The sequence below is a fragment of the Leifsonia virtsii genome (assembly GCF_030433675.1).
Taxonomy (GTDB): Bacteria; Actinomycetota; Actinomycetes; order Actinomycetales; family Microbacteriaceae; genus Leifsonia; species Leifsonia virtsii.
The window spans coordinates 446454-456233 of the sequence record NZ_JAROCB010000005.1; the positions used below are offsets into that span (position 1 = coordinate 446454).

12 protein-coding genes are annotated in these 9780 nt (G+C 68.8%); 6 read left to right on the forward strand and 6 right to left on the reverse strand.

What is annotated here, in order from left to right:
• Nucleotides 1-211 precede the first annotated feature (211 nt).
• The 3 genes from rplJ (at nucleotide 212) to P5G59_RS19065 (ending at nucleotide 1549) form a co-directional block, all read left to right on the forward strand.
• On the forward strand, nucleotides 212-727 hold the full coding sequence (rplJ, locus tag P5G59_RS19055; protein ID WP_175335684.1) for a 50S ribosomal protein L10: 516 nt from the start codon (nucleotides 212-214) through the stop codon (nucleotides 725-727).
• Nucleotides 728-780: 53 nt separating this feature from the next.
• Nucleotides 781-1170: a 50S ribosomal protein L7/L12 gene (gene rplL / locus P5G59_RS19060; protein ID WP_064110997.1), complete on the forward strand. Its 390-nt coding sequence runs from the start codon at nucleotides 781-783 to the stop codon at nucleotides 1168-1170.
• A 235-nt stretch (nucleotides 1171-1405) separates the two neighbouring features.
• Nucleotides 1406-1549 (forward strand): hypothetical protein, encoded by a 144-nt coding sequence (locus P5G59_RS19065; RefSeq protein WP_301220601.1) that lies wholly within the window; start codon nucleotides 1406-1408, stop codon nucleotides 1547-1549.
• 121 nt (nucleotides 1550-1670) lie between these two features.
• Here the strand turns inward: P5G59_RS19065 and P5G59_RS19070 are convergent, their stop codons facing one another.
• A complete protein-coding gene (locus P5G59_RS19070) occupies nucleotides 1671-2111 on the reverse strand; it encodes a DoxX family protein (protein WP_301220602.1) in 441 nt (146 codons plus the stop codon).
• A gap of 187 nt (nucleotides 2112-2298) precedes the next feature.
• On the opposite strand from P5G59_RS19070, the gene P5G59_RS19075 reads away from it, so the two are divergent.
• From P5G59_RS19075 to P5G59_RS19085, 3 genes are all read left to right on the forward strand, one after another.
• Nucleotides 2299-2946 (forward strand): class I SAM-dependent methyltransferase, encoded by a 648-nt coding sequence (locus tag P5G59_RS19075; RefSeq protein WP_301220603.1) that lies wholly within the window; start codon nucleotides 2299-2301, stop codon nucleotides 2944-2946.
• A gap of 46 nt (nucleotides 2947-2992) precedes the next feature.
• Complete coding sequence (locus P5G59_RS19080) at nucleotides 2993-3457, forward strand: MarR family winged helix-turn-helix transcriptional regulator (protein ID WP_301220604.1); 465 nt, start codon at nucleotides 2993-2995, stop codon at nucleotides 3455-3457.
• A gap of 66 nt (nucleotides 3458-3523) precedes the next feature.
• Nucleotides 3524-4762, forward strand: coding sequence for an MFS transporter (locus tag P5G59_RS19085; protein ID WP_301220605.1), 1239 nt, complete (start codon nucleotides 3524-3526; stop codon nucleotides 4760-4762).
• Between the two features lie 193 nt (nucleotides 4763-4955).
• On the opposite strand, the gene P5G59_RS19090 is transcribed toward P5G59_RS19085, so the two are convergent.
• The 5 genes from P5G59_RS19090 to P5G59_RS19110 all read right to left on the reverse strand — a co-directional run bounded on the left by P5G59_RS19090 (nucleotide 4956) and on the right by P5G59_RS19110 (nucleotide 9545).
• Nucleotides 4956-5963, reverse strand: a complete 1008-nt coding sequence (locus tag P5G59_RS19090) for a LacI family DNA-binding transcriptional regulator (protein ID WP_301220606.1) — start codon at nucleotides 5961-5963, stop codon at nucleotides 4956-4958.
• Nucleotides 5964-5976: 13 nt separating this feature from the next.
• Nucleotides 5977-6216, reverse strand: a complete 240-nt coding sequence (locus P5G59_RS19095; protein WP_301220607.1) for a hypothetical protein — start codon at nucleotides 6214-6216, stop codon at nucleotides 5977-5979.
• A 4-nt stretch (nucleotides 6217-6220) separates the two neighbouring features.
• Nucleotides 6221-7138, reverse strand: a complete 918-nt coding sequence (locus P5G59_RS19100) for a carbohydrate ABC transporter permease (protein WP_301220608.1) — start codon at nucleotides 7136-7138, stop codon at nucleotides 6221-6223.
• Nucleotides 7135-8178: a carbohydrate ABC transporter permease gene (locus P5G59_RS19105; RefSeq protein ID WP_301220609.1), complete on the reverse strand. Its 1044-nt coding sequence runs from the start codon at nucleotides 8176-8178 to the stop codon at nucleotides 7135-7137. Before P5G59_RS19105 ends, P5G59_RS19100 begins: the two co-directional genes overlap by 4 nt.
• Before the next feature lie 83 nt (nucleotides 8179-8261).
• Entirely contained in the window at nucleotides 8262-9545 is a 1284-nt protein-coding gene (locus P5G59_RS19110) for an ABC transporter substrate-binding protein (protein ID WP_301220610.1), read from the reverse strand.
• Nucleotides 9546-9780 lie beyond the last annotated feature (235 nt).

The following is a 9780-nucleotide window of genomic DNA, read 5'->3' on the forward strand; positions in this document are numbered from 1 at the left end:
CCTGTACGGAGCCAAAGACCGCTGGTCGTCGTGCATGCACGACCGAAGTTCCACTCAGGTGGAGGCCCGCGCAGGTGTGTGAAGCAAATTCCCGCGAGTTCTCGCGGTCGTCAGCTCCGTGCCCTGCGCCGGAGCTTTTTTCTTTGCCCGGCGGTCTCTGGTCGGCACACCGCTCCCGCGGTGTGCGACGAAGAAGATTGAGGAGTAGGCCATGGCGAACAAGGAAGCCACGGTTGCCGAGCTCGAAGGACTGTTCGAGAGCTCGACCGCCGTTCTGCTGACCGAGTACCGCGGTCTCACTGTTGCTCAGCTCAAGACGCTGCGCAAGTCCATCAGTGAGCACGCGACCTACGCCGTGGTGAAGAACACGCTGACCAAGATCGCGGCCAACAAGGCAGGCATCTCGTCGTTCGACGACGAGCTCGCCGGTCCGTCCGCGATCGCCTTCGTGCACGGTGACCCTGTCGCCGTCGCGAAGTCGCTGCGTGACTTCGCCAAGGCAAACCCTCTGCTGGTGGTCAAGGGCGGTTACTTCGACGGTAACGCTCTGACCGCAGAAGAGGTAGGCAAGCTCGCCGACCTCGAGTCCCGTGAGGTTCTGCTGGCCAAGCTGGCCGGCGCCTTCAAGGCCTCGCTGTTCGGAGCCGCATATCTGTTCAACGCACCGCTGTCGCAGGCCGTTCGCACGGTCGACGCGCTGCGTGAGAAGCAGGAGTCCGCTGCCTGATCCGTCCCGGATCCTGCCAGCGGTGAGTAACCACAGAAACTAAGGAGAGAACAATGGCAAAGCTGTCGACTGACGAGCTGCTCGACGCGTTCAAGGAGCTCACGCTCATCGAGCTCAGCGAGTTCGTGAAGAAGTTCGAGGAGACCTTCGAGGTCACCGCCGCCGCCCCCGTCGCCGTGGCCGCCCCGGCCGCCGGTGGTGCGGGTGCCGCCGCCGAAGAGGTCGAGGAGAAGGACTCCTTCGACGTCGTCCTCGAGGCTGCCGGTGACAAGAAGATCCAGGTCATCAAGGAGGTGCGCGCCCTCACCAGCCTCGGCCTCGGTGAGGCGAAGGCCCTCGTCGATGGCGCGCCGAGCACCGTGCTCGAGGGCGCCAACAAGGAGACCGCCGACAAGGCGAAGGCCCAGCTCGAAGAGGCTGGCGCCACCGTCACCCTCAAGTAATTCGCGCCCTGCGGGGCTCTTCTTACTGACAGGCTGACAGGCTAGTCGCTACGCGACGCGGACTCCTCCTATAGAGAGTGTCCGCGTTGCGGAGGGCGTCGCCCCCGCAACGGGGCGACGCCCTCCGTGCGTTTAACGACGCTCGGACGCGGATGCTCATCCATCCATCGCGTCCGATCGCGCCTGCCAGCGTGCATCGGTGTGCAAGGACGCACAACCGGAAGAAGAACCCACCATGAACACGAGTTCCTGGCGTACTTACGCCGCTCAGCTGCGCGACTTCGGTCACGCGCTGCTCCACGGGGAGCCCCGCGACAGCGGTTGCCACCCGCCGGATCTGTGCCGCAGGACACTGCTCTACGACAGGTACCTGCGGTAGCGCCCCTTTGTGAAGCGCCCCCGGCTCCGGCCGGGGGCGCTTCGTCGCTCCGGTGCCGCGATTCGTGCCGAATGGGCGGTATTCGTTACGAATAGCGTGCATTCGGCACGAATCGCCCGGGTCAGGCGGCGAGCGGCACGCGTCCGCGCAGGAGGGCCGTGTGCAGCGACAGGCGACCGGGACCGGTCAGCGCGAGCGCGACGGCCGCGCACGCCAGCAGCAGCGGTAGCTCGAACCCGCCGTCGGCGGCGAAGAAACCGGCCGAGAGGTGGGCGGTGAACACTGCGCCCAGCATCGCGGCCGCGGCGAACAGGCCGGCGATGCGGGTGCTGACCCCCGCCACGATGAGCGCGCCGCCGAGCAGCTCGATGGTGGCGACTGCGGGCGCCACGATCTCGGCGGCGGGCACCCCCATCCCGGCGAAGGACTGCGTCACCCCGGGCAGTGTGTAGACGAACAGCTTCTGCAGGCCGTGGGCGATAAGAGTCCCTCCGACGGCGATGCGAAGAACGAGCAGACCGAGGTCACGGGTCGAGGGTCGGGATGCTGCACGCTGGCTCATGGGATCCTCCGATGTCGTGGTGGTGGTTTGCCGGTGCGGGATGCACCGTGCGGTCTACCCTCGCAACGTTCTCTGGCGCGCCGGTGGGCATGCTCCGGGAATCGCCGGGGAGCGGCGTGTCGGGTGAACCGAAGCGGCGCCCGTCTCGTGACACCTGCCGTCGGCGCCGGGGTCCTAGACTCCGACGGTGAGCACGGAGCACCCGGATGTGACCGAGACCCGCACCGCCTACGACCTCGTCGCCGAGGACTACGCGGCGCTGCTGCGCGACGAGCTCGCGCAGAGCGAGCACGACCGCGCGATGCTCGGCGTCTTCGCCGAGCAGGTGTCCCGCGCGGGCGGCGGTCTCGTCGGCGACCTCGGCTGCGGCCCCGGGCGCATCGCCGGGCATCTGGCTGGGCTCGGGCTGCACGTGGTCGGCGTGGACCTGTCGCCGCGGATGGTGGAGGTGGCGCGGCGCGAGCATCCCGCGCTGCGGTTCGAGGTCGCCTCCATGGCGGCGCTGCCGTTCGCAGACGCGGAGCTGGCGGGCGCACTGGCCTGGTACTCCGTCATCCACACCCCGGAGGAGCGGCAGCCGGAGCTGTACGCCGAATTCGCGCGGGTCGTGCGCCCCGGCGGCCCGCTGCTGCTCGCGTTCCAGGTGGGCGACGACATCGTGCACCTGACCCACGCCTACGGGCACGACCTCGAGCTGCGCACCCGGAGGCAGAACGTGGACGCGGTCAAGACGCGGCTCGCCGAGGCCGGCTTCGCGCTGGTCGCCGAACTCGTGACCCAGCCCGTGCCGCCGCAGAAGTCGCCGCAGGGGTACGTGCTCGCCCGCAGGCTCTGAGACGGCGGGATTGATAAACATAGGCAAGCTATATATAATGGGAGCCATGCCAGAGACTCCCGAACTCCGCCAGATCATCGGCGACCTCGTGGTCGCCGCGCACCGCCTCGCCCGCCTCGCCGCCCAGGTCACGGGCAGCACGGAGTCGCCCGCCACCTGGCGCACCCTCAGCGTGCTCCAGAGCAGCGGCCCGATGCGGCTCGGCGAGCTTGCCAGCCAGAGCCGGGTCTCGCAGCCGACCATGACCAAGCTCGTCCGCAACCTCGTCGACGCCGAATGGGTCAAGCGCATCGCAGATGCCGACGACGCCCGCGCCTGGCAGATCGCCGTCACGCCCAAGGGCGTCGAGGCGCTGCAGACCTGGCGCGACGAGCTCTCCGCCGCCCTCGTGCCGATGTTCTCCGACCTCAGCGAGGCCGAGGTCGCCGCCATGCGCACGACCGTCGAGATCATCGGGTCGCGCGTCGACCTCTCCGCGGCGGCCTCCGCCGCGCTCGCCGGCAGCCGCTGATCGCGCGCCGACCCCCGCCACCCTCACACCTCACCGCCCAATCGTCCAAGGAGCCGACACCCCTCCATGTCCCATGAACGCCCCACCAGCATCCTGAAGCAGCCGACCGCCGTCTGGGCCGTCGCCTTCGCGTCCGTCATCGCCTTCATGGGCATCGGGCTCGTAGACCCGATCCTGCCCGCCATCGCCAAGAGCCTCCAGGCGACGCCCACCCAGACGGAGATGCTGTTCACCAGCTACCTCCTGATCACCGGCGCCGCCATGTTCTTCACGAGCTGGATCTCCAGCCGCATCGGCGCGAAGCGCACGCTGCTCATCGGCCTCGCCCTGATCGTGGTGTTCGCGCTCGCGGCCGGCCTCTCGCAGAACGTGGAGTCGATCATCGGCTTCCGCGCCGGCTGGGGCCTCGGCAACGCGCTGTTCATCTCGACCGCACTCGCCACCATCGTCGGCGCCGCCTCCGGCGGGACCTCGTCGGCCATCATCCTGTACGAGGCGGCCCTCGGCCTCGGCATCGCGATCGGCCCGCTCCTCGGCGGGCTGCTCGGAAGCTGGAGCTGGCGCGGCCCGTTCTTCGGCACCGCGACGCTGATGGCGATCGGCTTCATCGCGATCGTCGCGCTGCTCAAGAAGAACCCGGAGAAGCCGACGCCGACGCGCCTGTCCGCGCCTTTCCGCGCGCTCGGCAAGCCCGCCCTCGGCTTCCTCGCCGCCGCCGCGCTGTTCTACAACATCGGCTTCTTCGTCCTGCTCGCCTACACGCCGTTCGCGCTCGTTCCGCTCGGCGTGGAGGACGCGATCACGCTGGGCCTCATCTTCTTCGGCTGGGGCGTCGCGCTGGCGGTCACCTCCGTCTGGGTCGCGCCGCTGCTCACCTCCCGTCTCCCGCGCACCCGGGTGCTGTGGCTGGTGATGCCGCTGCTCGCGCTCGACCTGCTCGCCGCGGGCCTCTTCGTGAACTCGCTGGTCGCTCTGATCGTCTGCGTCATCGTCGGCGGCCTGCTGCTCGGCATCCTGAACACCGTGCTGACGGAGTGCGTGATGGAGGCCACCGACCTCCCGCGCGCCGTGGCGTCGAGCGCCTACTCCGGCGTGCGCTTCCTCGGCGGGGCCATCGCCCCGCCGGCCGCCACCCTCCTCGCCGACACCGTGAGCCGCGCGATGCCGTTCTACGCGGGCTGCATCTCGGTGCTCATCGCGGCAGCGCTCATCGTCATCGGCCACAAGCACCTCAAGCGCGTGGACGCCCCGACCGAGACAGCCCAGCAGGAGGCGGAGGTCCTGGCCCTCGCCGACGCCGACTGACGGGTCACGACCGGGGAGAACGATCCCAGTACGCGAAGAGCCGCCCTGTCCTAGTCAGGGCGGCTCTTCCCGTCATGTGGGCCCCGATAGCCCGACGGACGATCCCATCGGCCGGTCGCGCCTACCCGAAAGGCACGGGCGGCCGGATGATCGCGACACCCATTCTTTCAGACAATGGGAACGTCTCCGCGCATCAGCGTGGCGGAGCCGTCGAGGACCGCACCACCAGACTGACCGGCGAGCTCACCGAGCTGACCCTCGGCTCCGCCCCGCCGAGCTCGTCGAGCAGGATGCGCGCGGCCGTCGCGCCCTGCTCGAACGGGTCCTGCGCCATCGTCGTCAGGCCGAATCCGGCCGCGTAGTCGTGGTCGTCGATGCCGATGACCGACAGATCCTCCGGTACGCGCAGCCCGTGGTCGCCTGCCGCGAGGATGGCGCCGAACGCCATCTCGTCCGAGCCGGCGAAGACCGCCGTGGGACGCGGGCCGGGGCGGTCGAGCAGGCGGTTCATCGCCGCACGGCTCTCCGGCAGCGAGAACCCGCCGGGGATCACCCACTCGGGGCGGACGACGATGCCGGCGTCCCGCATCGCGTCGTTGAAGCCGTGCAACCGGCCGATCGGCACCTGGCTGTTGAGGCCCTCCTCGTCCTCGCCGCCGAGGTGCGCGATGTCCGTGTGCCCCAGGGAGATCAGGTGCGAGGTCGCGGTGTACGCGGTCGAGGTCTCGTCGATGCCGACGCTGCGCAGGCCCTTCACCGGGCCGCCCACGACGATCGTCGGGTGGCCGAGGGTGGCCAGCTGCTCGCGCTCGGCGGGCGTGAAGTCGAGGCACAGGGCCAGGAGCGCATCCGTGCGCTTGCGCAGGATGCTGCGGTGGAACACGCGCTCCCTGTCGCCCCGGTGGCCGCCCAGGTTGAACAGGATCATGTCGTAGCTCGCGCCGCGGAGCTCCGCATCCACCCCCTCCAGCACCTGGGTGTAGAACCAGCGGCTCACCGACGGGACGACGACACCCATCGCGAGGGTGCGCCCGCTCGCGAGGCCGGACGCGCTCGACGAGGCGACGTAGCCGAGCTCGTCGGCCGCGCGCCGCACGGCCGCCCGCGTCTTGTCGGAGACGTTCGGGAGGCCGCGCAGCGCCCGGGAGACGGTGGCCGTCGAGACGCCGGTCGCGCGCGCGACCTCCTCGATACCCGCCATCGGACCGGTCCGTTCAGGAGTCCTGGTGCTCGAGCCGCGCCTCCTCGGCCTCCTGCCGCCGCGCGATGATGCGACGGCGCAGCTGCAGGAGGCCGATGAAGGCGAGCACGAGCACCAGCAGGGTGAGCGCCCACCCGAGCGCCGGCTCGCCGGTCAGCTCGCAGAAGACGGTGATGCCGAGGAAGGCGACCGCGAAGAAGCCGACGAAGCCGAGGCCGACGTCGACCACTTCACGGGAATCACGCCAGCGCATCCGATCAGCCCTTCACGCCGCCGGCCGTGAGACCCGCCACGATGCGGCGCTGGAAGATCAGCACCAGGATGATCAGCGGGACGACGACGATGGTTCCGGCGGCCATGATCGCGGTGTAGGGCTCCTGGTGCGGCTGGGTGCCGGTGAAGGAGGCGATGGCCACCGTGACCGGCTGCGTCCGGTCGCTGGAGAGCTGGCTGGAGATCAGGAACTCGTTCCACGAGGAGATGAACGCCAGGATCGCGGTCGTGAACACCGCGGGCGCCGCCAGCGGCAGGATCACCTTCCGGAACGCCTGCGCCTGGGTGCAGCCGTCGATCCGGGCCGCCTCCTCCAGGTCCCACGGCATCTCGCGGAAGAACGAGGTGAGCGTGTAGACCGTCAGCGGCAGGGCGAACGAGATCTCCGGGATGATCAGCGCCTGGTAGGTGCCCATCCACCCGATGTTCGTGAACAGCTGGAACAGCGGGGTGATGAGCGCGACGCCCGGGAACATCGAGGCCGCCAGGATCACGCCGAGCACGACGCCCTTGAACTTGAAGTCCAGCCGGGCGAGCGCGTAGGAGGCGAAGATGCCGACGATCAGCGAGATGACCGTGACGCAGACGCCGATGAACAGGGAGTTCAGCAGCGCGCCCGGCAGGTTGTTGCCGAGCTGGGTGGAGAGGGCGGTGGCGTAGTTGTCCCAGGTGAAGTGGGTGAACCACGGGGTGTTGTCGAAGGTGTACCCGACATCGCGGAACGAGGTGACGACCATCCAGTAGAACGGCAGCAGACACCACAGCACGATCACGATCGCCTGGATGCCGGTGCGCGCGCTCTGGTTGCGGCGGCGCCGAACGGCGGTGCGCCGCTTCGTCGTGGTGCGGGGGAGGCTCTCAGCCTCGGTCGTGGCCGCGGCGGGCCCGGCGACGGCGGTCATCCCTTCGCTCCCTTCTGCTGGTCCTCCTGCGTTCTGACCACGTTCGTCCCGAGTATCCGGACGAAGATGAACGCGATCAGGAAGATGATGATGAACGTGATGGTCGACAGGGCGGCTGCACTGTTGAACCCTTGCCTGATCTGATCGACGACGAGGATGGAGAGGGTCGTCGTCGCGTGGCCGGTTCCGCCTCCGCCGCCGGTGAGGATCTGCGGCAGGTCGTAGATGCGGAGCGCGTCGAGCACGCGGAACAGGATGGCGACCATGAGCGCCGGCTTCAGCAGCGGCATGGTCACCCGCCAGAAGCGCTGCCAGGTGCTCGCGCCGTCCATCTTCGCCGCCTCGTAGACGTCCTCCGGGATCAGCTGGAGGCCGGCCAGGATGAGCAGCGCCATGAACGGCGTCGTCTTCCAGGTGTCGGCGATGATGACCGCGAACCGGGACGCCCACTCGTCCGAGGTCCACAGGATGCGGGCCCCGATGAGGGCGTTGGCGACGCCGGCGACCGAGAAGATGAAGAACCACAGCTTCGCGGTGACGGCGGTGGGGATGGCCCACGGGATGAGGATGGCCGCGCGGACGAAGCCGCGGCCGCGGAAGGCGCGGTTCATGATGAGCGCGAACCAGAGCCCGAGCAGCGTCTCCAGGATCACGGTGGTCACGGTGAAGAAGAAGGTGACGAAGACCGAGCTCCAGAACGCCGAACCGAGGTTTCCGGGCGGGCAGCTGATCGTGGTCCCGTTGGGGCCGGCGCACTGCTGGAACAGCCAGTGCGTGTAGTTCTCGAAGCCGGCGAACCCGCCCTGCACGAACAGGCCGGTGGCCGGGTCGAGGCCGGCGTCCTTCTGGAAGGACATCACGATCGCCTGCACCACCGGGTAGCCGATGACGATGGCGAGAAGGACCAGGGTCGGGAGGATGAGGTAGAGGGCCCAGCGACTCTGCTGGCGGCGGTTCTGCTTGACGCCGGCGCGGACGGGCTTCTTGCCTCCGGTGCCGGTCTGGGTGGATGAGGGGGCGACGACGTTCGACGTTGACATGTGTGCCTCCGGGTGGGGGTCGGAAGGAGTGGGGCCGGGCGGCGGGAGGGTTCCCGCCGCCCGGCAACCGATTCAGGCCGGGATCAGCCGGCGCTGGCGGTGCTGATCGCCGACGCCATGTCCTTCAGCGCCTGGTCGACCGACTTGTCGCCCTTCAGGGCGGCGTAGGCGTTGTCCTGCACGGCCTTGGTGATGGCCGGGTAGAACGGGGACACCGGGCGCGGCACGGCGTTCTCGATCGACGTCTTCAGCGTCGACAGGTACGGCAGCTGGCTGTTCAGCGACGCGTCGTCGTACAGCGAGGACACGACCGGTGCGAGCGAGCCCTGGGTCACGAAGAACTTCTGCGTCTCTTCGCTCTGCAGGAACTTCAGGAACTCGAACGCGGTGGCCTTGTGCTTGGAGTACACGCTGATCGCGGCGTTGTGACCGCCCAGGCTGGAGACGCCCGGCTTGCCGTCGCTGACGCCCGGCAGCGGCGCGATCCCGAAGGTGTCCTTCACCGTCGAGGAGCCGTCGGTCTTCGCCAGGTTGTACACGTACGGCCAGTTGCGCAGGAACATCAGCTTGCCGGCCTCGAACGCCTGCCGGCCCTGCTCCTCCTGGTAGGTGATCGCCTCGGCCGGGATCTGGCCGTTCTTGAAGCCGTCCACCAGCCGGGTCAGGCCCGCCTTCGCCTCGGGGCTGTCGACGGTGACCTTCTTGCCGTCCTCGCCGACGATGGTGCCGCCGTTGGTGTTGATCGCCTCGGCGACGTTCACCGTCAGGCCCTCGTACTGCGCGAACTGACCGGCGTAGCAGCCGATGCCCTTCGCCTTGGCGATGTCGCAGTCCTTGAGCATCTCATCCCACGTCTTCGGCGGGGACTGGACCAGGTCCTTGCGGTAGTACAGGATGCCGCCGTCGGAGGTCTGCGGGGCCGCATACTGCGTGCCGTTGTAGGTGCCCGACTTGACGGTCGGCTCGAGCAGGGCCGAGTTGTCCATCTTGAACGTGCCGGTCAGCGGCTGGAGCCAGCCCTTCGCGGCGAACTCGCCCGTCCAGACGACGTCGACGTCGACGACGTCGTAGTTGGAGTCCTTGGCCTGGAAGTGCTGCACCAGGTCGTCGTGCTGCTGGTCGGCCTGGTCGGTCTGCTCCTTGAAGGTGACCTTCTCGTCCGGGTGGGCCTTGTTCCACTTCTCGATGAGCGGGCGGACGACGTTCGAGTTGTCCTTGCCCTGCACGTAGGTGATCGGGCCCTTGCCGTCGGTGTTCGCGCCGGCGTCGCCGCCGCCGCTTCCCGACCCGCCGCCACCGGTGCATCCAGCCAGTGCGAGACCCGCAAGGGCCACACCGGCGATCACGGAGAGACGTGCTGCTTTCATTTCACTCCTCGTTGAGCTCTTGGTGCGAGCGCGGCTGCGCCCGCCGAAACCGTACCCCTCCGTCGACTCTTGATGCAAGCGTTTACGTCAAGCGCTTGCATCACGGTTCGGTCACGCGTCCCGCCCCGATCGAGTTGCACGTCGTGGGCGCTATTCGGCCCGAATAGCGACCACCCCCGGCAAAACGGCGGGGGGTGTCACCCCGCGGACGCGGAGCGGCGGGGACGGGCGGGGG